This window comes from Pseudomonas sp. WAC2 (assembly GCF_030403525.1).
Lineage (GTDB): Bacteria > Pseudomonadota > Gammaproteobacteria > Pseudomonadales > Pseudomonadaceae > Chryseomonas > Chryseomonas luteola.
The window spans coordinates 338,288-363,090 of sequence record NZ_JAUEPD010000005.1 but is presented as its reverse complement, the minus strand read 5'-3'; the positions used below and the strand labels follow the sequence as shown (position 1 = coordinate 363,090).

Here is a 24,803-nt window from a genome sequence, read left to right as displayed (position 1 = left end):
AACATCACCGGAAATGATGCCCAGTCGAGGTGGCATATGTTCTCGTTGATAGTGCAGGGCGCGCTGATCTCTAGTACGCGCCTTTCAGCCCAAAGAGATCCCGTACTGCCCGGGCATATTCCTGGCTTCCGATGGACATGCTGTTGGTGTGGTTGCCTCCTTCAATGAGTAATAACCGTTTCGGATCCTGAGCTTTCCTGAATAACTCCTCGCTGAAACGCGAGGGTACGTACTGGTCACCTGTTCCATGGACAATCAGTACCGGCATATAGACCTGGTCGATCTTGTCGATGGAATTGAATTTCTCCGACATGATCCAGCGGATCGGCAACGAGGTGTCGACCACGGCAGCCGCCGCATCCGCGAGGCTGGTAAAGGTCGACTCGATGATCAGCCCGGCTGCAGCGGCGGGGTCGCCCTCCGGGTCTTTCTGTTTTGAAATCTGCTGAGCCAGGTTGACGGCTATTGCACCGCCCAGCGAGTGTCCGTAGATATAGCGTTTTTTAGGGTCGGGCTGCAGCTCAACGAGGCGCTTCCAGGCCACCCGGGCATCCTCATACACCGTGTTTTCCGAGGGCAGATCGCCAGGGCTTTCACCAAAGCCCCGATAGTCGATGGCCAGAACGGAATAGCCCAGGCTGCGCAGGGCAGTGATACGACGCACCTGGGCGGTCAGGTTCCAGCGTGTTCCATGCAGGTACAGGGCGGCAGGGGCATCTTTCTTTGCAGCAGGCCACCACCAGGCATGGACATATTGCGTCGTGCTGATCCCTGTCGTGACCGGGATGTTGAACTGCTGGACGCCGGCGGGCACGCCCGAGAACCAACTGGCGGTGCCGGGCTCGATGTTGAACACCAGCTCGCGCTCCTTGTGGGCGAGTTCAGAACAGCCAAACGGCAGGCCCACACCCAGCAACAAGGCAAGAAAGGCCAAGGGGCGCCAGCGGCGGCGAATCAATGTGGTAGACATGAACAGGGCTCTTGCGAAATGCAGATGGACCGTTGGAGGCGCGTTACCTAAGAGAGACTGGAAAACCTGCCTGGCCGTTCGGCAGAAGCCTTTAATGGATATTTCAGCGAACGTCTGTGAACAACTGGCGTCTTAATAAGTGAACGCACTTAATCAAGGAGCATGGGTATGTTGAAGTTTATTGGAGGCACCGCCGGCGTTATTTTCATCATCGGCCTGATCGTGGTTATCGGCATCATCAAGTTGATCTTCTGATGCGAGGCTCATGAAAGGCCCACCTGAGCATGCGGTGGGCTTTTTTATGGGCGCATGCGTTACTCTTCTTCGTCCTCAGGCATTTCCTCAAAGTCATCCGGGGACAGTTCCGCTTCCTGGCGCTCTGGTGCTACTGGCGATTTATCGGCCATGCTAGGTCTCCTCTGAGTGGGTGTACCTGTTGTGAGGAGCCGAAATAGCCGAAGTTCTGTACAGCCGACTTACGGTGTATCGCTGCTGCCTTTACCCAGATTTTTCTGCATCACCACCACGTCATGCCACTGGCCGAACTTGAGGCCGACCTTTTCCAGAATACCTATCTGACGAAAGCCCAGGCTGCGATGGAGCCCGATGGAGCCTGCATTGCTGCTGTCGCCGATAAGCGCCACCATCTGTCGCCAACCTCCCGCTTCGCAGCGCTCAAGCAGTGCACTCAACAGGGCTTTACCCAGGCCGCGGCCACGCCAGCCTTCCTCCAGATAAACCGTGTCTTCCAGGGTGTAACGATAGGCCGATCGCGTGTGATAGAAGTTGGCATAGCAGTAGCCTCGTACCATGCCATCCAGCTCGGCGACCAGAAACGGCAAGGAGGCTTCCTGAAGGGTCCGCAGGCGTCGTTTCATGCCGGCTTCATCAGGTGGAATTTCTTCAAAGGTGGCCGTTCCATGCAGAACATGATGGGCATAAATGGCCTGGATAGCAGGAATATCCGACTCGGTGGCATCACGGATTTGAAGCGAGGGTAGCGGCATGACCATGTCCTTCTTGAAGCGTCCTTCTTGATACACCCCGTCGCCTGGCTAGAACAAGCGTCTCGATAGGTGGTCCCCATTTCCGAGGGGTCCGAAACTTTACTGAGGAGAAAGACAGATGTCTGCTACCGCCAGGAAGACCGATCCGGAATTGTGGAACAGTGTTAAAGAGGATGTGACGCGTGGCTCGAAGGGTGGTCGTGCTGGCCAGTGGTCGGCGCGAAAAGCGCAATTGGCGAGCCAGGAATACCAGAAGCGGGGTGGGGGTTATGAGGGCGGTAAGGGCCCCGACAACCATCTCCAGCAATGGACCGAGCAGGATTGGGGGACAAAGTCCGGCGAGAAGTCTACCGAGACGGGTGAGCGCTATTTGCCCAAAAAGGCACGGGAACAGATCAGCGACAGCGAATATGCTCGCAGCACTGCCAACAAGCGGCGCGACACCCGTCGGGGCAAGCAGCACTCCAAACAGCCGGAGGATGTTGCCCGCAAGACGGTGTCTGCCCGTAAGACCGCTCTATCCGATATGACCAAGACCGAGCTGATGGCGCATGCAGCACACCATCAGGTCCGTGGGCGCTCGCGGATGAAAAAGGACGAGCTGATTCATGCACTCAAGCAGGCAGGTGAACAATGACAGCAAAAGCCCTTACCGAAGCGGACAAGAAAGAACTGCGCAGTGAATTCAAACAGGTGGTCAACATGCCGCCTGCCCGGCTGCGCAAGTGGTTGCAGGGCGAGGAGAGCCAGTCTGTCGGCATGACGGCCAAAGGCCAAAAGGTCAAGGCAAAGGCTGACGGCGAGGCAGTTGGCCATGAGATGGGCGAGCGTATCCTCGAGATTAAACGCAAGCGGCAGGCTGAGCTGAGCGAAGATGACTACCTGGCCATGCGTAAGGTCATCGGCTATGTGCATCGGCACATCAAGCAGCGCCCGGATGGTGAGGTAGGTGATACGCGCTGGCGCAAGTCCCTGATGAACTGGGGGCATGATCCCATGAAGCAAAAGGCCGGCTGATGACATCCCCAACCGCTCCGCCCCTTGGTCCAGTACTGGAAACCGGTCTTTATGTGGCTGACCTGGAAAAGGCTCGCCGTTTTTATGAGGAACTGCTGGGCCTGAGCGTCATGTTTCATGATGAGCGTGTCGCGGCCTATGACGCCGCACCGGGCAGTGTGCTGCTGCTTTTCCAGCAGGGCACGACCGATACGCCTGCTCAGCTTCCCGGCGGCACCATTCCACCCCATGACGGTTCAGGCAGACTTCATTACGCCTTTTCCATTGCTCCTGAATATCTACAGCCGTGGCGTGATCATCTGGCGACTCACGGGATTGTGATCGAAGGTGAAGTGCGATGGCCGAAGGGCGGAGTGAGCCTGTACTTTCGTGATCCTGACGGGCATTTGGTTGAGCTGGCAACGCCGGGGCTGTGGGAAAACTACTGATCTGCCCGCTGCTCTAGCGCAGGGTATGCCGCCCGGTTCATGAAATATCTTGTTACGTCTATACGGGACACGTTCGACTGGTGGCCTTTCAGTCTCATTGCCCAATTGTGATGTTAGCGCTAACATCAAACAAAAATAAGAATGAGCGCACCGAAAGGCGCTCTGGAGAGCGCCATGACTTCACCCGTCAGTACCTCCGCTACACCCGCTCAGGCCCTTGTCATCATGGGCGTCAGCGGTTCAGGGAAGACCGAGACGAGCCTGGGCGTTGCCCGCTGTCTTGGTTTTCGTCATATCGAAGCCGACCATTTCCATTCCGCTGAAAACGTGGCCCGCATGCAGGCCGGTACGCCATTGACCGATGCCGACCGTCTTGAGTGGCTCGATCGCCTGCGGCTTGAGATGCAAAAGGCTGTTCAGGATGGCACGGGATTCGTGCTGTCCTGCTCGGCACTGCGTCGCAGCTACCGGGACCGTCTGCGTGATGCTGTACCCGGCCTGCGTTTCGCGTATCTATCGGTCGATTACGAAACGGCGCTACAGCGCGTCGGAGAGCGTTCTGGCCATTACATGCCTACGTCACTCGTCAAGAGCCAGTTCGACACCCTCGAATCTCCCAGAGGAGAGCCAGGGGTGCTGTATGTCGATGCCTCCAAGGCCAGCGATGCGGTTGTTCAGGAGGTAAGCGCCTGGATGCATGCACCAATTCCAAGTAGTGAAATGGCTGCCTTGATCAGCCTGGCCTCAAAGATGCCCGATGCACCTTCTCCGCGGAACGAGCCGCCCCTGACCAGCGAGCCGATCTATAACAACCGCACGGCCCAGCGCTTCGATAAGCTCACCGACAGCTTAATGGCCATTCTGATGGCCTTCATGGTGGGTGCTGTCTTTGTCAATGTGGTGCTGCGTTATGCGTTCGGCTCCGGATGGGCCGGGGCCGAAGAGTTGTCCCGGCTGGCCTTCGTCTGGCTGATCTTTGTTGGCGTTGCGTCCAGCATGCGTCGCGGAGAGCTGATGAGTTTTACCCTGATCCGTGACAAGTTTCCGCGCATTGCCCGGCGGCTTGTCGATTCGGTCAGTGCCTTGCTGATTGCCACAGGCAGCGGCCTGTCTGCCTGGGGCGCGTGGTATCAGATGCAGTTTGGCTGGCAGAACGCGAGCCCTGTGGTGGGCTACCCGTTGGCTATCGCCATGCTGCCGGTGCTGGTCAGCATGATCGCACTCGCGGTGCTGGCACTGGTGCAACTGCTCAATGCCTGGCGTACCGAGCGGGAGGTACCGCCAGCCCTGGCAAATGTCACGGCAGACTGAGCCCGGTGTAATCAGTCGATTCCAATAACAAGACTACGAGGCGCTGCCTCCCTTAAGGGCTGATCATGACCGTTGCTGTCTTTCTTTCCTCCCTGTTGGGCTTCATGGCGTTCGGGATGCCGATTGCGTTTGCACTCCTGCTGACCGGCGCGGTGCTGATGTGGTACCTGGACTTTTGGGATGTGCAACTGCTGGCCCAGAATCTACAGGCCGGTGCCGACAGCTTTCCGCTCCTGGCTGTGCCATTCTTTATTCTGGCTGGCGAGCTGATGAACGCAGGCGGCATTTCCCGACGCATCATCACCATGGCCCAAGCCTTTGTCGGCCACAAGAAGGGCGGGTTGGGTTACGTTGCCATTGCCGCCTCGGTGCTGCTGGCCAGCATGTCGGGTTCGGCCCTGGCCGATACCGCGGCGTTGGCGACCCTGCTACTGCCCATGATGCGTCAGCGCGGCTATCCGCTCAGCTCTTCCTGTGGACTGGTGTCGGCAGGCGGCATTATTGCGCCGATCATTCCGCCGTCGATGCCCTTTGTGATTTACGGCGTTGTAACCAATACCTCGATCAGCCAGTTATTCCTGGCGGGTCTGGTTCCTGGGCTCATCATGGGGGCCGGGCTGATCATCGCCTGGACATTGATCGCCCGAAGCATTCACGAGCCGCCGCAACCCAAGGCTTCCTGGGCGGAACGCCGTCATGCCATCGTGGATGGCATTGCCGCCCTGATGCTACCGGTGATTATTGTGGGCGGTCTGCGGGGCGGTATCTTCACACCTACCGAGGCGGCCGTGGTCGCGGCAGTATATGCGCTACTGGTGTCCACGCTGCTGTACCGGGAACTGAGCTGGAACGCACTGGTTGAGGTGCTGACCCGGGCCAGCCGCACCACGGCCTCGGTGATGTTCCTGTGTGCGGCCGCGACCGTTTCGGCCTACATGGTCACACTGGCCCAGCTCCCCGATGAAATCGCCGCCATGCTGGGTCCGATTGCCGACAATCCCAAGCTGCTGGTAGCCGCCATCATGCTCTTGATGGTGGCCATCGGCATGGTACTGGACCTTACGCCCACCATCCTGATCCTGGGACCTGTCCTGGCGCCCATTGCAGCCAAGGCGGGCGTCGACCCGGTCTACTTTGGGGTGATGTTTGTGCTGATCGGCTCGATTGGCCTGATCACGCCGCCGGTGGGTACCGTATTGAACGTGGTTGGAGGGATCGGACGTATCCGCATGGAAAAGCTGGTGCAGGGCGTGCTGCCCTTCTTCTTTACCTATATCGCCATTGTTGTCCTGCTGGTGATCTTTCCCGAGATCATTACCGTACCGCTGAAGTGGTTGCATTGAACGGCCTGGGCCCCGCAGGGCCCAGGCATCAGGCTTTATCAACAACAATAAAAGGAACGCCCATGAAACGCTTTCTCTTCGCAACCCTGGCCACGGCTGTGCTCTGCGGCCCGCTAGCGACCCTCACAACCCAGGCCGCCGATGACATTCGCCCCCGCATGATCCGCTTCGGTTATGGCCTAAACGAAGACAGTAACCAGGGACGCGGCGCCAAGGTATTTGCAGAGGAGGTGGCCAAGGCCTCAGGTGGCAAGCTCAAGGTGCGCACCTTTGGTGCCGGAAGCCTTGGCCCGGATGCCCAGATGCAGAATGCGTTGATTGGCGGGGCGCAGGAAATGATGGTGGGTTCTACCGCGACGCTGGTCGGCATTACCAAGGAGATGGCGATCTGGGATACGCCCTTTTTGTTTTCCAATGCAAAACAGGCGGATTATGTACTCGACGGACCAGTAGGCCAGCAGGTTATGGACAAGCTCCAGGAAAAGGGCCTCGTCGGCCTTGTCTACTGGGAGAACGGCTTTCGCAACATGACCAACAACGTTCGCCCGATCAACAAGCTGGAAGACTTCTCCGGCATCAAGGTGCGGGTGATGCAGAGCCCGGTCTTCATGGATACCTTCAAGCAACTGGGTGCCAATGCCGTGCCGCTGCCGTTCTCCGAACTCTTTACCGGTCTGGAGACCAAGGCCGTGGATGGGCAGGAAAACCCGTTCAACACGATTCTGTCGTCCAAGTTTTATGAGGTGCAGAAGTACCTGACCGTGACCAACCACGTCTATAGCCCCTGGATCATGATGGCCTCCAAGCGTTGGTGGGATGGTCTGTCCAAGACCGAGCAGGACATCCTGATGGAGGCAGCCAGGAAGGCACGTGATGCCGAGCGGCTGGACACACGCGCCGAAGGCGAAAAAGCCCTGGAAGAGCTGAAGGCCCATGGAATGCAGATCAACCAGGTGAGCGCAGAGGAAACCCAGCGCATGCGTGAAAAGGCGCAGCCGGCCATCCAGTCGGTTATCGATACCGTGGGCAAACCGCTGTTCGATCAGGTTCAGGCTGAAATCCAGAAAGCGCCGCAGTAAGGGCGCTTCGCCCTGTAAATCGAGGGTGCAGTACCGATCTTCCGCACTCTGCTTGCAAGCCTTGCAACACCAGAAAACCCCAGCCTGCGCGCTGGGGTTTTTCATTTATAAAAAAAGTTATAAGCAAATGAATAAAAATGATTTTTAGATATAAGATAAGGCTTGCTATGGTTCGCTACATACCTGAAGGGCATACCGACCCTGACAGGACAGTTGAAGGGGAACGGCATGCTAGTGGTTTCGCTGGCGGGCAGCCCGGGGGCCAGATCCCGATCGAGCGTACTGCTCGGCGAGGCCCGGCAATGGCTGAACGCACATGGGGTCGAGGTAGCCTCCTGGCGCATCCAGGATTTCCCGGCCGAAGATTTGATCCAGGCGCGGTTCGAGAGCCCTCAGGTCAAGGCCTTTGTCGAGCACGTGCACAATGCGGACGGCCTTGTGGTGTCCACACCGATCTACAAGGCCTCGTTTTCCGGGGTGCTCAAGACGGTACTTGATCTGCTGCCGGAGCGGGCGCTCAGCCACAAGGTGGTGCTGCCGTTGGCAACCGGCGGCTCGATTGCACATATGTTGGCGGTGGACTACGCACTCAAGCCAGTGCTGGCTGCACTCAAGGCGCAGGAGATCCTGCCCGGCGTGTTCGCGGATGACAGCCAGGTCAGCTATGAAAGCGAAACACCGCTCTCATCTGCACTGGCGGAGCGTTTGGACGAGTCACTGGAGCTTTTTCTGGCCGCACTGGCCCGCCAACCGAAGCCGGTCGAGCCACATGTTTTGACAGCGCAGCTGACACAGGCACGCTGGAGCATCTGATGTAACCACTCCCGCATGGGAGAACAGATTACCCACCTTACTGACCCGCCAACGGGGCAGCAGGCAGGACACCATTCGAAGCCAAGGAGCACGCGATGCGCGTCAAACCCTTGCATCGAGGATGGGTTGCCGCGCTGCTGCTGGCCCTGTCGCTCGATGCCACCGTTCAAGCCGCCGAAACCTTACGGGTCGGCTATCAGAAATACGGCACGCTGGTGCTGCTCAAGGCCCGTGGCACGCTGGAAAAGCGCCTGGCCGAGCAGGGCGTTACCGTGCAATGGACTGAATTTCCCGGCGGCCCCCAATTACTGGAAGGGCTGAATGTTGGCAGCATCGACTTTGGCGTTACTGGTGAAACCCCGCCCGTTTTCGCTCAGGCGGCGGGTGCTGACCTCGTATATGTCGCCCATGAGCCGCCAGCGCCGACCAGCGAAGCGATCCTGGTGCCCAAAGATTCTTCCATCCATACGCTGGCCGATCTCAAGGGCAAGAAGATCGTCCTGAACAAGGGCTCCAATGTTCATTACCTGCTGGTTCGTGCTCTGGAAAAGGCAGGCCTGAAATACAGCGACATCCAACCGATCTACCTGCCTCCGGCAGATGCCCGCGCCGCCTTCGAGCGCGGCAGTGCCGATGCCTGGGTTATTTGGGACCCGTATCAGGCGGCTGCAGAAAAACAGCTTCAGGCGCGCACGCTTACCGACGGTACCGGGCTGGTCGACAACCACCAGTTCTATCTCTCAACACGCCCTTACGCCCAACAGCACCCGCAAGTCATTGCCACGCTGGTCGACGAGGTTCGCTCGGTAGGGAAGTGGGCAAAGGCCAATCCTGACGAGGTCGCCAAGCAAGTCGCGCCGCTGCTCGGCTTGCCGGAAGACATTGCCCGTACGGTCGTGGCGCGGCAGGGCTACGGGGCCCAGTTCATCACTCCCGAGGTGGTAACTGCGCAGCAGAAGATTGCCGATGCCTTTACGCAGATTCGTCTGATTCCCAAAACGCTGGCGGTTCGTGACGTGACCTGGACGCCGCCTGCCAACCTTGCCCAGCGCGCGGAGGTAAAACCATGAAGCCTGCTTTCCTGACCCGCAGCCTGATCCTGCTCGGCACGCTGGCAGCGTTCGCGTTCCAGGGCGCCTCGGCCGATCCCGCCGAGTTGCGCATCGGTTACCAGAAGAGTGCTGTGAATCTGGTGGTGGCGCGGGAGAAGCGCTTCCTGGAGACGCGCTTCCCGAATACGCAGGTTCGTTATGTGGAGTTTCCGGCGGGGCCGCAACTGCTCGAAGCCCTGAACGCAGGCAGCATCGATCTGGGGGCGACAGGTGATATCCCGCCGATTTTCGCCCAGGCTGCCGGGGCCGATCTGCTCTATGTCGGCACCGAGCCCGCCAAACCATTGGCTGAGGTCATTCTGGTGAGCAAGGACAGCCCGATCCACACCCTGGCGGATCTCAAGGGGAAAAAGGTAGCCTTCCAGAAAGGCTCCAGCTCCCATGCGCTGCTGCTTCGAGCACTTAATCAGGCAGGCCTCAACTACACCGATATCCAACCGGTTTACCTGCCGCCTGCTGACGCCCGTGCAGCCTTCGATCAGGGCAACGTGGACGCCTGGGCCATCTGGGATCCCTTCTATTCGGCGGCGCTGTTAACCGGTCAGGTGCGTGTGCTGACCGATGGCCGTAACGGGCTTTCCAATTCAGGCTCCTTCTATCTGGCAGCCCGTCCGTTTGCCGAGCGCAATCCAGGCCTTATCCCGCAGATCTTCAATGCGCTGAACCAGGCCGAGGCGCTCACGCGGGCCAATCCCGAAGGCAGCATCGAAATCATGACGCGCCAGCTGGGACTGCCGCAGGCCGTGGTGGCCTCCTATTTCAGCCACCGTCCGGATTCACCCATCAGCCCGATTGCCGCCAGGGACATCGAAAACCAGCAGCAAACCGCTGACCTGTTCTACCAGAACCGCCTGATTCCCAAGCCGATACGCGTGGCCGATGTTGCGACGCCTGCCGTACCGGTTACTGCGCAACGCCAAACCAACACCGAGGTGACGCCATGAGTACCAAGCCCCTGCCTACGATCGCCAGCCGTCTGGTCGAGCGCTACCTGAATGGGATGGATCAGGCGATGGCACGCGCCATGGTGTGCCTTTGTCGACGCCCATGTGCAGCCCTTGCCCCTGGTGCCCACGGCTGATGCCGCTGAAAGCACCCTGAAGCCCACATTCGAATTGACCCAGATTTCCATCTGACGGAGCACTGTACATGAGCAATCTCAACGTTTTCTGGTTTCTACCAACCCACGGCGACGGCCATTACCTTGGCACCGCAGAGGGCGCCCGCGCCGTTGACCACGGCTACCTGCAACAGATCGCCCAGGCGGCGGACCGCCTCGGGTTTGGCGGCGTACTGATTCCTACCGGCCGCAGCTGCGAGGACTCTTGGCTGGTGGCGGCCTCGCTGATCCCAGTGACCCAGCGACTCAAGTTTCTGGTAGCGCTGCGCCCCGGCATCATTTCACCCACCGTTGCTGCTCGTCAGGCCGCTACGCTCGATCGCCTGTCCGGCGGGCGGGCCCTGTTCAACCTCGTGACCGGCGGCGACCCGGAAGAGCTGGCCGGGGACGGGTTGTTCCTGAGCCATGAGGAGCGCTACGAGGCCTCGGAGGAATTCACCCATATCTGGCGCCGTGTGCTGGAAGGCGAGACGGTCGACTTTGACGGCAAGCACATCAAGGTCAAGGGCGCCAAGCTGCTTTATCCGCCGCTGCAACAGCCGCGTCCGCCACTGTACTTTGGAGGCTCCTCCGAGCCTGCCCAGGAGCTGGCTGCCGAGCAGGTCGAGCTGTACCTGACCTGGGGTGAACCGCTTGAGGCGGTGCGCGAGAAGATCGAGTCTGTACGTGAAAAGGCCGCTCGCCATGGCCGTACCGTTCGCTTTGGGATTCGCCTGCACGTCATTGTCCGTGAGACGAACGAAGAGGCCTGGAAGGCGGCCGACCGGCTCATCGCCAATCTGGATGATGCCACCATCGCCAAGGCCCAGGCTTCGTTTGCGCGGTTCGATTCGGTTGGTCAGCAACGCATGGCTGCGCTGCACGGCGGACGGCGTGACAAGCTGGAAATCGCGCCCAACCTCTGGGCCGGTGTAGGGCTTGTGCGTGGCGGAGCAGGGACTGCCCTGGTCGGTGACGGCCCTACGGTGGCCCAGCGGATGAAGGAGTATGCCGAACTGGGCATCGATACCTTCATCCTGTCCGGCTATCCGCACCTGGAAGAGTCCTACCGCGTGGCCGAACTCCTGTTCCCGCACCTGCCGCTTAGCCGACCCGAGCAGCCGGCGGGTGCCAATAACATCAGCCCCTTCGGCGAGATCGTGGCCAACGACATCGTGCCATCCTCAACCACGAAGTATGCCGCGCAGAGCTGAGGAGGCGGTATGAATCATACGATCAACACCTCCCTGCAACGCGTAGCGCCCTGGGTGCTCCCCGTGCTGCTCCTGACCGGGTGGCAGGTGGCTGTGGAAACCGGCCTCTTGTCCAGCCGTATCCTGCCGGCACCCAGTGCAGTGCTGGAAGCAGGCTGGAGCCTGGTGCGCAGTGGCGAACTCTGGCAACACCTCGCCATCAGCAGCTGGCGCGCCAGTATCGGCTTTGCTATCGGAGGTGGTATCGGCCTGCTTCTGGGCTTTATCACAGGGCTTTCGACCTGGGGCGAGCGTTTGCTCGACAGCTCCGTGCAGATGGTCCGCAACGTACCGCACCTGGCGCTGATCCCGCTGGTCATCCTGTGGTTCGGGATCGACGAGTCGGCCAAGATCTTCCTGGTCGCCCTAGGTACGTTTTTCCCGATCTACCTCAATACCTATCACGGCATTCGCAACGTCGATCCGGCCCTCGTGGAAATGGCGCGCAGTTACGGGCTCTCTGGCTATCGACTGTTCACGCAGGTCGTGCTGCCTGGGGCGCTGCCGTCGATCCTGGTGGGCGTGCGCTTCGCCCTGGGCCTAATGTGGCTAACCCTGATTGTGGCGGAGACCATCTCGGCCAGTTCCGGCATCGGTTACCTCGCCATGAACGCCCGTGAGTTCCTGCAAACCGACATCGTGGTTCTGGCGATCGTGCTGTATGCCGTCCTCGGCAAGCTGGCGGATCTTGCGGCCCGCGGCCTTGAGCGTGCATGGCTGCGCTGGCATCCGGCCTATCAGAAAAAAGGAGGTGCAGCATGACGGCTTTGCACAGTCTTCCTTACAAGCGGGGAACAGCCCTGACCCTGGAAGGGGTCGGCAAGCGGTTCGGTGAGCGCGACGTGCTTCAGGGCATCGACCTGACGATTCCCTCCGGTCAGTTTGTGGCCGTGGTGGGGCGCAGCGGTTGCGGCAAGAGCACCTTGCTGCGGCTGGTGGCCGGGCTGGATAAGCCGACTGGCGGGCAGCTGCTGACGGGAAAGGAGCCGCTTGCCCGGCATCAGGACGCGACCCGTCTCATGTTTCAGGATGCCCGCCTGCTGCCCTGGAAACGCATCATCGATAACGTCGGCCTGGGCCTCAAAGGCCATTGGCAGCAGAAGGCGCTAGAGGCGCTGGACGCCGTGGGGCTGGCTGAGCGGGCCCATGAATGGCCGGCTGCGCTGTCGGGTGGACAGAAACAGCGTGTGGCCCTGGCGCGGGCTCTGATTCATGAGCCGCGCCTGTTGTTGCTGGATGAGCCCTTGGGTGCGCTGGACGCCCTGACCCGCATCGAGATGCAGCAGTTGATCGAACGTCTCTGGCAGCAGCATGGATTCACCGTTCTGCTGGTCACGCACGACGTGGGTGAAGCCGTAGCCATGGCGGATCGCGTCCTGCTGATCGAGGAGGGCCGGGTCGGCCTGGACCTCAACATCAATCTGCCGCGTCCGCGCAATCGCGGCTCGGCCGGGCTTGCCGCACTAGAGGCCGAGGTGCTGGCCCGCGTACTGGCCCAACCTTCACTGCCCGACCATCACGACACCGACTACCGTCCCACGCAACTGCGCTGGGCACTTTGATCACTTGAGGAGCACAACCATGACCATTAAAGCCATCAACGTTCGTAACCAGTTCAAAGGCACCATCAAGGAAATCATCGAAGGATCGGTGCTATCCGAAATTGACGTACAAACCGCTGCCGGGATCGTTACCTCCGTGATCACCACGCGCTCGGTCAAGGAGCTGGAGCTGGTGGTCGGCAGCGAGGTGATTGCCTTTGTGAAGTCCACGGAGGTCTCGATCGCCAAACTCTGATTGCCACGCGGTCACCCACGTCACGCTGCCTGTAGTTATTCCCTATAAGGCACCTTTAGCCCGCCGCGAGGCGGGCTCTTTTTAAGACCGCCGCCGATTGACCGTTTCAAGCGTGTGCTGGATAAGCGTATCGAACGGGATGGGCTTGCTTAAATGAGCGTCAAAGCCCGCCTGCATAGCCTTGTCGATGTCCGTCTTGCTGCCATAACCCGTCAAGGCAATCGCTGGCGTCTGCTGGTTGAGACTGTCCTGACGCAACGCAATCATCAGCTCGTGTCCATCCATGCCCGGCATGCCGATATCGGACAGGATCAGATCAAAGACCTGCTCTTTGGCAAGTGCCAGTCCCTGCTCACCGCTACAGGCCGGTGTAACCTCGGCCCCTTCGCTTTCCAGCAGCATGTGCATGGTTTCGACAATGTCTTCGGAATCATCCACCAGCAGTAGCTTGAGCCCCTGCAGTTGTCCTGCCTCCGCGCAGGTGTCGATACACTCGCCAGTTGCCTCGTTGTGGCTGCATTTCGGTATCCAGACCGTAAAGCGTGAGCCTTGGCCCAAACCGGCCGATTCGGCTTCGATCCGGCCGTTATGAGCTTCGACCAACTGCTTTACCAGGGCCAGGCCAATGCCCAGGCCATGCCGGGCGCGCGCCGTATTGTGCATTTCGGCCTGGCCAAACATATCGAATACTCTAGGTAGAAACTCAGGCGCGATGCCTTGTCCGGTATCGATAACATCCAGCCGGACGCTGTCGCCGTCTTCGCTCAGGCGGAGCGTAACGGTGCCGCCAGCAGGCGTGAACTTCACCGCATTGTTAAGCAGATTCCATACGATCTGTTCCATCCGGGTGCGGTCCGCCTCGATCAGCAAGGGCTGCTCGGACACATTGGGACCCTCCAGGCGGATAGACTCGGCAACGGCCGTAGGCCGCAGGACATTGGCAATTTCCTGCAGCAGGCTGACAACATCCACTATCGTACGATCGAGCTTGAGCTTACCGGTTCGCACACGCGAGAAATCGAGCAGATCATCGATGATCTGGGCCTGACTGCGTACCGAGCGCTGGATCGTTTCGGCGGCGCGCAGCGTGGCGGCAGAGGCACGAACCGAAGGCGCACGGGCGATCAATTCAACGTTCAGCTGGATAAGGTTCAGCGGATGCTTCAGCTCATGGGACATGACGGCAAAAAACTCGTCCTTGAGCTGGCTGCTGGTTTCCGATCGGACCAGTTGATCATCCTTCTCGCAGGCACGCTGATACTCTTCTGTGGTGTCCTGGGCAATTTTGGCATAGCCGCGTAGCTCGGTATCCCGCATAGGGTAGGTGACACCACTGCAATACAAGCGGCTGCCATCCTTGCGCTGATGCCAGCGTTTATCAACGGAGCGCCCTTTCTCCCGGGCAATTCTAAGCTCCTCAAGGTGTATGCCCTTGGCCTGTTCTTCAGGCGTGAAGATGGTCTCGATGCAGTGCCCGGCCACCTCCGCCTCGGAATACCCGAACATAATTTCGGCGCCATGGTTCCAGGTGGTGATGAGTCCGTTCTGATCCATGGTGATAATGGCGTAATCGCTAACGCTTTGTGCCACCAGCTTCATGTGGGTTTCGCGGGCGTGTACCTGTTCTTCGGCTTCGCGTCGCCCGGTTACATCGATAAAGGTAAGGACTGCGCCTTCTATTCGGTCATCCGCCGTGCGGTAGGGTAGCATCCTGGCCAGATACCAGTGGCCGTTAGAGGCGCGAATTTCTCGCTCGATCAAATGCAGGGATTCGAAGACCCGGGTCGCGTCCTCAGCCAGCTCGTCATAGTCCAGTCGATGCGTGATATCGAGCAATGAACGCCCGGCATCATTGGCAATGATGTTGAACAACTCGGTTGCTCGGGGCGTGAACCTTTTGATGCGCATGCGACGGTCCACGAATACTGTGGCGATATCCGTCGAGGTGATCAGGTTCTGGAGATCGTCATTGATCTTGCCGGTTTCCTCAATCTTGCTCTTGAGCTCAGCGTTGACGGTAATCAACTCTTCGTTGATTGACTGCAACTCCTCCTTGCTGGTCTCCAGCTCCTCGGTGGCTGACCGCAACTCTTCGTTGATGGCCTGAAGTTCCTCGTTGGATGCCTTGAGTTCTTCAGTAGAAGTTTCGGAGTGTTCAATGGTGAGCTGTAGCTGTTCCTTGGTGCGGTGCAGCTCCGCTTCGAGCTGAGTGAGTACGCTGTCCTTGGCTTCGGTATGCGGTGTGCTGGACTCCATGCTCATCACATCCTCGACTTCATCGAAGATCACCAGCATGAAATCGCTATTGGCTTCATCGTCGCGGAAGGGGCGTACGACCATATTGATGTAATACGTCCGATCGTCACGGGTGATTCGTACCCGCCGTGCCTCGACGCTCTTATTGGACTGTATCGCCTGGAAGAGCGCAGTCCGCAATTCAACGCGCAGTTCGGGGAGCACCAGGGTTGGCAGGTTGTGAGACGGCTCGCCGCCCACATAGCGCAGGAACCGCCCGGCACGGTCCGACATGTGCACAATGTTCGATTCATGATCGACGATTACGCTGGGTGGCGCATACTGCTCCAGTACCCGACGATGCACTTTGGCAAAAGAAACCTTCTTGCTGCGGCTCCCCGGATGTTGGGGCAATTGTACCGTTGGATAGCCTGTGCTGAGTTGCAGTACCGGACGGGACCGAAGGATCCCGGTTGTGTTCTTGGCCTGATAGATACGGTTCTTCTTGTCGACCGGCACAAATAGACTGCTGCACATGTCAGCTGATTCGGAGCTGCCTAAAAAGAGGTAGCCACCCGGCTTCAACGCGAAGTGAAACGTTTGCAGGATTTCACTCTGCACTTCACGGTCCAGATAAATCAGCAGGTTGCGGCAGCAGATCAGATCCAGTCGGGAAAAGGGAGGATCGCTTAGCAGGTTATGCGCCGCAAACAAAACCCGCTCGCGAAGCTCCTTCTTGATCCGGTAATGTATCTGCTCTTTCGTAAAGTGCTGGCGTAGACGGGACGGAGGAACGTCCGTGACAATGGCTTGTGGGTATAGGCCTGCACGCCCTGTGGCCAGTGCCTGATTGTCGATATCGCTTGCAAACACCTGGACTTTGGCAGGCGAGCCTCTTAGCTCAGCCTGTTCGGTGAACAGCATGGCCAGGGAATAGGCTTCTTCACCTGTCGAACAGGCAGCAGACCATATCCGCATTACACCGTCGTCGCTCTCTGCCGCAGCGAACTGTTCGAACAGGTCGGGAATGATATCTCGTTCAAGCGCCTCGAAGGCTTCACGATCCCGAAAGAAATTGGTCACGCCTATCAGCATGTCTTTAAGCAGCGCCGGCGTTTCCTCGACATGGTCATGCAGAAATGTTGCATAACTGCTCATGTCCGGGATGGAGTTGACCTGCATGCGCCGTTCGATACGGCGTAATATGGTAGCGGTCTTGTATTGCTTGAAGTTATGGCCGGTGCGCGTCAGCAGCAGCGTCAGGATATCCCGAAGGGCTAGTTGATTCGTTCGATTACTGATCTGAGGACCGATCTGCGGCTCATTCTCTTCACGGGGATCGTTGATCGGTATCTGGATATTTACCAGATTGGCAACGACTTCCAACAGCTTTTGCGGCATTTCAACCACAGGCAGGACGATGTCCACCGCACCGGTAGAAATGGCGCTGTTGGGCATCGAGTCATACTCGGCATCCTGCGGCGACTGGGCAAGGGTAATACCGCCTTGCTCCTTTACCCGGGCAAGCCCCACCGAACCATCTGCTCCAGCACCCGATAACACGATACCAATGGCCTTGCTCCGATGAACATCGGCCAGTGTCCGAAAGAACAAATCGATTGCTACCTGATCCCCGCGGGTACGCTGCGGCTCTCCCAGACGCAGGTAGCTGTCGTTCATGCTGAGGTCTTTGCCTGGCGGTATCACATAAACGTGATTCTTTTCGACAGGGACAGGGCTTGTGACCTGAATGACCGGCATCTTGGTTACGTTCTGCAGGATGCGGTCAGCCGCGCTCGTGTACTTGGGCGACAGATGCATGATGACCACAAACGCCATACCACTGTCGCTGGGCATGTGCTCGAAAAACTTCAGAAGGGCTTGCAGCCCGCCTGCTGAGGCGCCGATACCTACCACCGGAAAATCAATATCGCTGCGAGTCAGGTTCTTCTGATTGTCAGGAACCGATGGTTGGGTAGTGGTGTTCATATAATCCCGTACGATCCAGCGGGTCGCCTATAGAAGAGGCGAAATGTAAGTAACAAGCCTTGCGCAGGAGCGCGGTCAGGCAAACCTGTTAAAGCTTTTATCGGGTCCAAAACAGCGCTCAAAAGTAGAAACAATGCTATGAGCAAAGACCTTCAAGCATAGCGCCTGATTCAGGTCTTTTTCAGGAACAGACGAGTGGCCTGACTCCGGCCTGATACCTGTGTTCGCTCAATACTACTGAATTGAAGGTATCACACCACATATAGGGCGATGGTAATAAAGTGCAGCAGGCTGCCCCCCATGACGAATAAGTGCCAGATGCCATGCCAGTGGCGAAAACGGTGATCGAACGCGAAGAAAACGATCCCCAACGTATAAAGGCAACCCCCTGTAACCAGCCAGGTAAAGCCTGCCGCGCCCAGCGACGCTAGCAATGGATTGACCGCGACCAGAACGATCCAGCCCATCACGGCATAAATTACAACGGACAGAACGCGGGCCTCGGAACGGGGTTTGATCTCCTGCAGCATGCCGATGACCGCCAGCCCCCAGACGATAGCGAACAGCGTCCAGCCCCAGGGGCCTTTCAGTGTCACCAGGCAGAAAGGCGTGTAGCTGCCAGCAATCAACAGGTAGATGGAGAGGTGATCCACCTTGCGCATGACCGTTTTCGCACGGCCCTGCACACTGTGGTAAATCGTCGAGGCGCTATAGAGCAGCACCAGCGTGACGCCATAGATAATGATGCTGATGACCTTGGCTGGTGAGCCGTCCAGGCTGGCCCGTACCAGTAGCCATACCGCACCCATAAACGCCAGGGCTGCGCCGATCAGGTGCGTCCAGGCGTTGAATCGCTCTCCGTAGTACATAGTTCTCCCAGGCTGAATGCCTTCGGTTCATATCAGTACCGCGCCTGCGCCTGCATCAGCGACAAGAACCCGTCTGGCATGGGCTTTCTACACGTGCTCAATCAGACCTGCCGCTGTGCTGAGCAGTTTGTCGCTTTGATCGCATGGCAGAGCAAGGATTCCCACCCGTCGCCGCACAGCTAAATAGCCGCACACCCCAGGCCGAATGCGCCTATGGTGAAGTAACTACGTTGCTATCATGCTGCCATGACCCCTTGAGGGTGTTTTATCTACACCCCAGCCTCTCTTTGGATCACTGCCGCCTCGGCTCGCACGGGATGTTTCCCTGCGGCCTACCTTATCCAGGAGCCTTTCATGTCTGATCGTCAAACCGGTACCGTCAAATGGTTCGACCGTGTCAAAGGGTATGGCTTCATTGTTCAGGCCCAGGGGCCTGAATTGTTTGTGCACCACAAGTCGGTCAACGGTGGTCATGCGGTCAAGCAGCTGATCGCGGGCCAGCCGGTTTCCTACATTGCCGCTGAAGGCAAATTAGGGAAGGGCATGCAGGCTGAACATGTCGAGGCACTCTAGGTGCCTCGCACTGGCTTGTGGAGCCATAAACGCAGCGCTGGCTGCCAATATCTACCATTCTGCTCGGCGAGGTGTTTCACATGAAGGCGTATCTCAAGACCCTGTCATCCTCCTTTGAGGTTAACCGGCCCGTCATTTCAGCCGTTCGACCTGACGGCAGTCTGACGCTAACGTTTTCAACGCAAAACAAGGATGTAGTGGCCATACGTGTGATTTCCGCAGCCGATCTGGATGATCAGGAGCGGTTACATACGGTTATTGATGGTATCAAGACGCAGCTCGCGGTTATGGCTGGGAAAATGAACCGAAAAGCCGCCACCCGCAGCAACATGGTGTACCTCAGCCGATTCCGCAGTGAGTGGGCATTGGCACCTTTGGCACCGGGTTTTACAAAGCCGTTTATATCACCGGATGGGCCCATGCCTACCTGATCATTGTCCAGGTGCAGGCATGCCCACGGGGTATGCCTTGGGCGAATCGGTTGGCAGGCTATTTTCCAAGGCAATAAAAAAGCCCCGCAGTGCGGGGCTTTTTTGGATCAGGTGTCTTAAGCGACTTGAACCTGATCAGCTTGCATGCCTTTCTGACCTTTGACGGCCACGAAGGACACTGCTTGACCTTCACTCAGGCTCTTGAAGCCTGAACTTTCGATCGAGCGGTAGTGGACGAACAGGTCCGGACCACTCTCAGGAGTGATAAAACCAAAACCTTTTTCATCGTTGAACCATTTGACGGTGCCATTTTGACGACCAGACATGATGTATCTCCAGGGTAAAATAAGGCTGCGGCGCTGAAACATTCAGGCCGAGACTGAGGTGCGAAAGTAAAACGAGCCGAGGAGATGAAACGAAAAACAGAACATCAAGCCAGGTATCGAAGTAGCAGTTGCAAAGCAGTGAGATCACAATACGCTTTTTTCAGCTCTTGTATACCTTTATTTTTATTTTCTCGATTATTTTTCCCTGCTAAGAAACGGTTTAAATAACACTTGCTCAATGAAATCAGAGTGTTAGACCAAATAAATGGCAGACCTATAATATTTGGGAAGCATAAATAATGGAGTAATAATAGTCATATTTGTTTTCATTTATTCCGTCCGTCTAGGTTCAGTATAAAAGCAACACATGGACGTGAAAGAGAGTACAGTGGCCTTACTGTATAGCTAATTGTCACCGCGATGCTGACTTGATGGCCTGTCTGAAATCATCTCCTCGGTTCCTCTGCCCGTTAGGTGCAGTCTCGGCGCATTTCAAAGGCTGCCGTGATTCATACCCAGGAGAAAAATCATGTCCATTAGACATCAAGGCACTATCAAGTGGTTTAGTGAAGATAAAGGATTTGGCTTTATTATTCCGCAAGAAGGACCAGACCTTTTCATTCATACGAAATCTTTTGAAAACCGAAGCTTCAGAGGCCCGAATGAAGGCCAGCTTGTGAGTTATCAGTTGATCGTAGGGCCTAAGGGCTTCGAAGCGGGACAGGTCAGAGAGCGTTGACATAAGGCCCCGCCAAGCCGGGGTTTTTCACGTTTATTAGCGTAAGGAAAATTCATGTCAACTGACGTATCAGCCCCTGTTCTCACCTATATGAAGTCGCAGTTTCTGCCCTTGGGTTTCCAAGTGCTGGAAGAGAGCGAAAAAGGCTTCGCCGTGCGCATCTTCAATCAGCAAAGCGGTATTACCATTCTAGAAGCCAGACGAAATAGTTCACCTTATCAAATGAGCCAGGCTGAGGCGCAAGTGTGGGTGACGGGCATCAAGCGTGAAATAGATAATCAGTTTGATATTCGAAGAAAGAATAGTCTGGCCAAAGTTTAACGAGGCGCAACGGTTATTCATTAACTATACAGGTACTCCATGACTGCCTGGACGATCAAGACCAGTGACGGAAGAACGCTACATAGCTGTTCATTACGAGGAAAGTTGGTCACGGTGGTATGGCAGGAAAGAAACATACCGGCTATGTGTACTGAATCCCAGCGGCCGTCTATTGAATTTCGCCATGAACATCAGGCTCATGCGTTTCTCGCTTCGCTGAAATTGTTGCGGATGGAAGAGTTCAGCGATGCCGCTATTGTGCAAACCATAGGAAGATGAAATCGGCTTTTTACCGGTATTGTTTTTTAAGCTCTGGTTATCGGTGTGTCTGTTCTGCCAATTTAATTCATAAGCCCTCCGGCAATTCTCAATTGCCCTCATCAGGTTATTACCTTTACACGTTTAAGGCAGATGTCTCTGTGTGGCTCTATTTTAGAGAGGCTATACCAGACCCTCATGCGCTTGAGCTCTTCTGGAGGCCGAAATACTCCAGGTAGCAGGTTCTTTCTATCGCTCAGGCAGATACGTCTGAAGCGAGCGATCAGGTCGTGTCAGGGATGGTGACGATCAAAGAGGGCATTAGAGGTCGGTAAAAGCGTGGATTTACTCAAACGGTAGGAAGCGTCTTCAGCAGCGCCTGAAAACAGAGCTTGAGCGGAAGCTGGGCCTCCGCTCAACCAGTCAGCTGCTAGCTGCGGCCGCCGCCATGGCTGTTCTGGCCACCTTTTTTGCCTGCTTCAGAGGCTTTCTCACGATCATTGGCAAAGTTACCGCCGCTGTTCTGACCCCCTTTCTTGCCTGCTTCGGAGGCTTTTTCGCGGTCGTTGGCAAAATTTCCTGGGTTGTCGTTTTTAGCAGTCATTTGAATTCTCCAGGGGAAACCCTGATTCGGCTATTGATGATCAACAGCCTTCCTAGGTAAGGAGAGGGATATCCGCGGGGAGTTCAGATATTACGGGCTGATGGTAAGAAAGAAGACCAATGGCATAGGGGGCGTAATCATCCAGGCCAACGCGCGGCAGCTTGTCGAGGAACAAGCCATATTCCATTAAAGAATAAATCAATTATTACTTATTCTTTGTGCGTATTTCAGGCGTGCGTACACTGGTGACATGACTCCTGTAGAGGCATCGCCATGGGCACCACTCCGATACAGTACCTGATTGTTCCCGGTTGGCAGGGCTCGCCTGACAACCATTGGCAAAGCCACTGGCAGCGTGTTCTGCCTGATTGCTCTCGGGTAGAGCAAAAGGATTGGTTCACGCCGCAACGTCAGGAATGGGTGGATGAGCTGGAGCGCAGCCTGAAGGCCTGCCACGCTCCGGTTATCCTTATCGCTCACAGCCTGGGCTGTGCAACCGTGGCCCATTGGGCCGAGCAGGCCGACCCTGAAACAAGACAGCGTGTAGTCGGTGCGTTGCTGGTTGCACCCGCAGACGTCGAGCGGCCGGCCTGTCCCGCGCCGCTAAAGAATTTTGCGCCATTGCCTCGGCAGGCTCTGCCGTTTCCGGCGCTGCTTGTCGGTTCCGGTAACGACCCGGCTGCCACACCGGAGCGCGCGCGTTATCTGGCGAATACCTGGGGCGCCGCCTCAACGATCCTGGCCGATGTCGGTCACATCAATGTGAAGTCCGGTCATGAACGCTGGGAGGACGGTTTCACATTCCTGTACCAGCTGCAGCATCAAATCGAGCGAACGTCACGATACCGGGCTTAACTTATCCGGACCATCTGCCCAGGCAGGTGGCCCCTTGAACCGATACAGGAGGATCACCATGAGCCTTAGATTGGGCGATATAGCACCCGATTTCGAACAGGATTCCAGCGAAGGCCGTATTCGTTTTCACGAGTGGCTGGGCGATAGCTGGGGCGTGCTGTTCTCGCACCCGGCCGATTTCACGCCCGTCTGTACGACAGAGCTTGGGTTCACGGCCAAGCTAAAGGACGAATTCGCAGCCCGAAACGTCAAGGTCATTGCCCTGTCGGTCGATCCGGCCGACTCTCACCGCCGCTGGATCGATGACATCAACGACACTCAGAAGACCACCGTCAACTTTCCCATCATTGCCGATGAAGATCGGAAAGTGTCGGGCCTGTACGACATGATCCATCCGAACGCGAACGACTCGCTGACGGTTCGCTCGTTGTTTGTCATCGACCCGAACAAAAAGGTCCGGCTGATCATCACGTACCCAGCCAGCACGGGACGTAACTTCAATGAGATCCTGCGGGTGATCGATTCGCTGCAGCTGACCGATAACCATAAGGTGGCTACGCCAGCCAACTGGGAGCAGGGTGGCGATGTGGTGATCGTGCCTTCGCTCAAGGATGAAGACGAGATCAAGCAGCGCTTTCCGAAAGGCTATCAGGCGCTACGTCCCTACCTGCGCATGACGCCGCAGCCAGACAAGTAACGTTCCCCTCGAGGAGCGGCAGCTGCCGCTCCCGTCTCTAAAGACGTGGTGCTCCATGTCTTTCTGTCTGAGAACTCCTGCTCATTTGTCATCTCTGGTGAGTACCCTGATCACCTCACAGAAGTATTCATCTGGATATTTCAGGCGCTGAGCCATAGTCTTGTAGACCTGTTCAGACCGCCACGGTGTGGTCGATCAATGATCTTTTACTCTCTGGCAGGGCCAATCGAATTGAAGCAACTAACGCGCCTGGAAAGTGGAATCGAGGGGCTGGATACCTTATTACGGGGCGGCTTTGTGGCCGGCGCGTCATATGTCATTCAAGGCCGTCCGGGTTCCGGCAAGACAATTCTGGCCAATCAGATTGCCTTCAACCATGTGCGCAAGGGTGAGCGTGTCCTGTTCGCCACGTTGTTGTCCGAATCCCATGAGCGGATGTTCCAGTTTCTTTCCACGCTCAGCTTTTTCGATCACAGCCAGATCGGCGGTGATATCCAATACCTTAGTGCGTTCGACACCATGGAGCAGGAAGGGCTGGAGCCGGTCGTCAAGCTGCTGCGCCGGGAAATCTCCCGGCAAAAGGCGACGCTGCTGGTGGTCGATGGACTGCTCAATGCCCGCTCCAGAGCCGAAACGCCTTTGGACACGAAGCGGTTTATCGCCGAATTGCAGGCCCATGCCGCCTTTGCCAATTGTACGGTTCTGTTCCTGACCAGCTCGCGTCTCGATGACGGCAGCCCCGAGTTGACCATGGTCGACGGTGTGCTGGACGTGGGCGAGGAGATTCGTGGCGTGCGCTCCATTCGTCGCATGAGCCTGCGCAAGACGCGTGGTAGCCCTGCGATTGCCGGGCTGCATGAGTATCAGATCACTGAAGATGGGTTTGTGGTCTATCCAAGGCTCGAAGCTGTCTACAACACGCCTTATCGTCCGGAGCAGATTGATGAGCGCCGAGTCGGCACAGGGCTGACCAGTCTTGACCAGATGCTTGCAGGAGGCCTTAGCCGATCCTCCATCTCCTTGCTGATGGGGCCGTCAGGCAGCGGCAAAACCTCCATGGGCCTGAGCTTTATTGCCCAGTCCTCTCTGGAGGAACCCGGGGTGATCTTCGGGTTTTACGAGACGCCAGACAGGCTACGGGTCAAGGCACGCAGCATGGGGCTGGATCTGGGCGGTCTGATGGACAGCGGCGCTGTACATGTCCACTGGCAGCCAACGGTTGAGTTGCAGCTGGACAAGGTGGGGCATCAGATTATCAATGAGGTCCGCCGGTTGAAGGCCAGGCGGTTATTGATTGACAGCCTCGGCGCCATTGCGCGCGTGGCCGGCAAGGAGGATCGACTCATGGAATTCTTTACCGCGCTCACCAACCAGCTCCGGTCTATGGGTGTCACAGTGTATGGCACGTGGGAGATGAAAGACCTCTTTGGGTCGGATATTCATGCGCCTGCGCCTGAACTGTCAGGCATTACAGACAATCTGTTCATGATGCGCTATGCGGAATTGAATGCCGAACTCAAGCGGGTCATTTCCATATTGAAGGTGCGGGACAGCCACTTCGACCCGTCACTTCGTGAAATTGTTATCAGTGATAGTGGTATTGATTTAGCTAAGGCTTTCAGAAATGCGGAGATGGTTCTTTCAGGCTCAGCAACGTCGAACAGTCAGGGCTGATGT

Annotated in this window: 26 protein-coding genes and 1 pseudogene; 21 read left to right on the top strand and 6 right to left on the bottom strand. The window is 57.2% G+C overall.

The window, feature by feature from the left end:
• Window positions 1-70 precede the first annotated feature (70 nt).
• Both QWJ10_RS13425 and QWJ10_RS13420 read right to left on the bottom strand, forming a co-directional pair.
• A complete protein-coding gene (locus QWJ10_RS13425) occupies window positions 71-970 on the bottom strand; it encodes an alpha/beta fold hydrolase (protein WP_019367362.1) in 900 nt (299 codons plus the stop codon).
• A gap of 476 nt (window positions 971-1,446) precedes the next feature.
• Entirely contained in the window at window positions 1,447-1,977 is a 531-nt protein-coding gene (locus QWJ10_RS13420; protein ID WP_185749649.1) for a GNAT family N-acetyltransferase, read from the bottom strand.
• A gap of 118 nt (window positions 1,978-2,095) precedes the next feature.
• Between QWJ10_RS13420 and QWJ10_RS13415 the strand changes: the two genes are divergently transcribed.
• The 14 genes from QWJ10_RS13415 (at window position 2,096) to QWJ10_RS13350 (ending at window position 13,229) form a co-directional block, all read left to right on the top strand.
• Window positions 2,096-2,614: a Rho termination factor N-terminal domain-containing protein gene (locus QWJ10_RS13415; RefSeq protein WP_289927044.1), complete on the top strand. Its 519-nt coding sequence runs from the start codon at window positions 2,096-2,098 to the stop codon at window positions 2,612-2,614.
• Window positions 2,611-2,994, top strand: a complete 384-nt coding sequence (locus QWJ10_RS13410; RefSeq protein WP_289927042.1) for a DUF3140 domain-containing protein — start codon at window positions 2,611-2,613, stop codon at window positions 2,992-2,994. The genes QWJ10_RS13415 and QWJ10_RS13410 overlap by 4 nt, the downstream gene beginning before the upstream one ends.
• The gene (locus QWJ10_RS13405; RefSeq protein ID WP_019367358.1) at window positions 2,994-3,422 is read left to right on the top strand and encodes a VOC family protein; all 429 of its coding nucleotides are present in this window, start codon (window positions 2,994-2,996) and stop codon (window positions 3,420-3,422) included. Before QWJ10_RS13410 ends, QWJ10_RS13405 begins: the two co-directional genes overlap by 1 nt.
• A 174-nt stretch (window positions 3,423-3,596) precedes the next feature.
• Window positions 3,597-4,733 (top strand): gluconokinase, GntK/IdnK-type, encoded by a 1,137-nt coding sequence (locus QWJ10_RS13400; RefSeq protein ID WP_289927039.1) that lies wholly within the window; start codon window positions 3,597-3,599, stop codon window positions 4,731-4,733.
• Between the two features lie 65 nt (window positions 4,734-4,798).
• Complete coding sequence (locus QWJ10_RS13395) at window positions 4,799-6,076, top strand: TRAP transporter large permease subunit (protein WP_010795849.1); 1,278 nt, start codon at window positions 4,799-4,801, stop codon at window positions 6,074-6,076.
• Window positions 6,077-6,138: 62 nt separating this feature from the next.
• The gene (locus tag QWJ10_RS13390) at window positions 6,139-7,155 is read left to right on the top strand and encodes a TRAP transporter substrate-binding protein (protein ID WP_197872560.1); all 1,017 of its coding nucleotides are present in this window, start codon (window positions 6,139-6,141) and stop codon (window positions 7,153-7,155) included.
• A 228-nt stretch (window positions 7,156-7,383) separates the two neighbouring features.
• Window positions 7,384-7,968: an NADPH-dependent FMN reductase gene (ssuE, locus tag QWJ10_RS13385; protein ID WP_289927035.1), complete on the top strand. Its 585-nt coding sequence runs from the start codon at window positions 7,384-7,386 to the stop codon at window positions 7,966-7,968.
• A gap of 95 nt (window positions 7,969-8,063) precedes the next feature.
• A complete protein-coding gene (locus tag QWJ10_RS13380; protein WP_289927033.1) occupies window positions 8,064-9,038 on the top strand; it encodes a sulfonate ABC transporter substrate-binding protein in 975 nt (324 codons plus the stop codon).
• Window positions 9,035-10,024: an aliphatic sulfonate ABC transporter substrate-binding protein gene (locus QWJ10_RS13375; protein WP_289927028.1), complete on the top strand. Its 990-nt coding sequence runs from the start codon at window positions 9,035-9,037 to the stop codon at window positions 10,022-10,024. The genes QWJ10_RS13380 and QWJ10_RS13375 overlap by 4 nt, the downstream gene beginning before the upstream one ends.
• Window positions 10,021-10,161 (top strand): hypothetical protein, encoded by a 141-nt coding sequence (locus QWJ10_RS13370; RefSeq protein ID WP_289927025.1) that lies wholly within the window; start codon window positions 10,021-10,023, stop codon window positions 10,159-10,161. The genes QWJ10_RS13375 and QWJ10_RS13370 overlap by 4 nt, the downstream gene beginning before the upstream one ends.
• A 68-nt stretch (window positions 10,162-10,229) precedes the next feature.
• Window positions 10,230-11,393 (top strand): FMNH2-dependent alkanesulfonate monooxygenase, encoded by a 1,164-nt coding sequence (gene ssuD, locus QWJ10_RS13365; protein WP_074821989.1) that lies wholly within the window; start codon window positions 10,230-10,232, stop codon window positions 11,391-11,393.
• Between the two features lie 9 nt (window positions 11,394-11,402).
• On the top strand, window positions 11,403-12,194 hold the full coding sequence (gene ssuC / locus QWJ10_RS13360) for an aliphatic sulfonate ABC transporter permease SsuC (protein WP_289927023.1): 792 nt from the start codon (window positions 11,403-11,405) through the stop codon (window positions 12,192-12,194).
• Complete coding sequence (gene ssuB / locus QWJ10_RS13355) at window positions 12,191-12,994, top strand: aliphatic sulfonates ABC transporter ATP-binding protein (RefSeq protein ID WP_289927021.1); 804 nt, start codon at window positions 12,191-12,193, stop codon at window positions 12,992-12,994. Before ssuC ends, ssuB begins: the two co-directional genes overlap by 4 nt.
• A gap of 19 nt (window positions 12,995-13,013) precedes the next feature.
• Window positions 13,014-13,229: a TOBE domain-containing protein gene (locus tag QWJ10_RS13350; protein ID WP_010795839.1), complete on the top strand. Its 216-nt coding sequence runs from the start codon at window positions 13,014-13,016 to the stop codon at window positions 13,227-13,229.
• Between the two features lie 81 nt (window positions 13,230-13,310).
• Here QWJ10_RS13350 and QWJ10_RS13345 read toward each other — a convergent pair whose 3' ends face one another.
• Both QWJ10_RS13345 and QWJ10_RS13340 read right to left on the bottom strand, forming a co-directional pair.
• Entirely contained in the window at window positions 13,311-17,453 is a 4,143-nt protein-coding gene (locus QWJ10_RS13345) for a CheR family methyltransferase (protein ID WP_289927014.1), read from the bottom strand.
• 251 nt (window positions 17,454-17,704) lie between these two features.
• Complete coding sequence (locus QWJ10_RS13340; protein WP_019367348.1) at window positions 17,705-18,322, bottom strand: hemolysin III family protein; 618 nt, start codon at window positions 18,320-18,322, stop codon at window positions 17,705-17,707.
• A gap of 354 nt (window positions 18,323-18,676) precedes the next feature.
• Here QWJ10_RS13340 and QWJ10_RS13335 point away from each other — a divergent pair, with 354 nt between their 5' ends.
• Window positions 18,677-18,895: a cold shock domain-containing protein gene (locus tag QWJ10_RS13335; protein ID WP_010795836.1), complete on the top strand. Its 219-nt coding sequence runs from the start codon at window positions 18,677-18,679 to the stop codon at window positions 18,893-18,895.
• 80 nt (window positions 18,896-18,975) lie between these two features.
• Window positions 18,976-19,326 carry a DUF3509 domain-containing protein gene (locus QWJ10_RS13330; protein ID WP_019367347.1) on the top strand — a complete coding sequence of 117 codons (351 nt, stop codon included), beginning with the start codon at window positions 18,976-18,978 and terminating at the stop codon, window positions 19,324-19,326.
• Between the two features lie 116 nt (window positions 19,327-19,442).
• Here QWJ10_RS13330 and QWJ10_RS13325 read toward each other — a convergent pair whose 3' ends face one another.
• Window positions 19,443-19,652, bottom strand: coding sequence for a cold-shock protein (locus tag QWJ10_RS13325; protein WP_010795833.1), 210 nt, complete (start codon window positions 19,650-19,652; stop codon window positions 19,443-19,445).
• A gap of 529 nt (window positions 19,653-20,181) precedes the next feature.
• Here QWJ10_RS13325 and QWJ10_RS13320 point away from each other — a divergent pair.
• Complete coding sequence (locus tag QWJ10_RS13320) at window positions 20,182-20,391, top strand: cold shock domain-containing protein (RefSeq protein ID WP_019367346.1); 210 nt, start codon at window positions 20,182-20,184, stop codon at window positions 20,389-20,391.
• A gap of 54 nt (window positions 20,392-20,445) precedes the next feature.
• Window positions 20,446-20,712, top strand: coding sequence for a hypothetical protein (locus QWJ10_RS13315; RefSeq protein ID WP_010795831.1), 267 nt, complete (start codon window positions 20,446-20,448; stop codon window positions 20,710-20,712).
• A gap of 688 nt (window positions 20,713-21,400) precedes the next feature.
• Here QWJ10_RS13315 and QWJ10_RS13310 read toward each other — a convergent pair.
• Window positions 21,401-21,556, bottom strand: a pseudogene (locus QWJ10_RS13310) (general stress protein); the annotation flags it as partial.
• 291 nt (window positions 21,557-21,847) lie between these two features.
• Between QWJ10_RS13310 and QWJ10_RS13305 the strand changes: the two are divergent.
• The 3 genes from QWJ10_RS13305 (at window position 21,848) to QWJ10_RS13295 (ending at window position 24,800) form a co-directional block, all read left to right on the top strand.
• Window positions 21,848-22,429: an alpha/beta hydrolase gene (locus tag QWJ10_RS13305; protein WP_289927004.1), complete on the top strand. Its 582-nt coding sequence runs from the start codon at window positions 21,848-21,850 to the stop codon at window positions 22,427-22,429.
• Between the two features lie 58 nt (window positions 22,430-22,487).
• On the top strand, window positions 22,488-23,126 hold the full coding sequence (locus QWJ10_RS13300) for a peroxiredoxin (protein ID WP_010795827.1): 639 nt from the start codon (window positions 22,488-22,490) through the stop codon (window positions 23,124-23,126).
• Between the two features lie 231 nt (window positions 23,127-23,357).
• The gene (locus QWJ10_RS13295; RefSeq protein ID WP_289927244.1) at window positions 23,358-24,800 is read left to right on the top strand and encodes an ATPase domain-containing protein; all 1,443 of its coding nucleotides are present in this window, start codon (window positions 23,358-23,360) and stop codon (window positions 24,798-24,800) included.
• Window positions 24,801-24,803 lie beyond the last annotated feature (3 nt).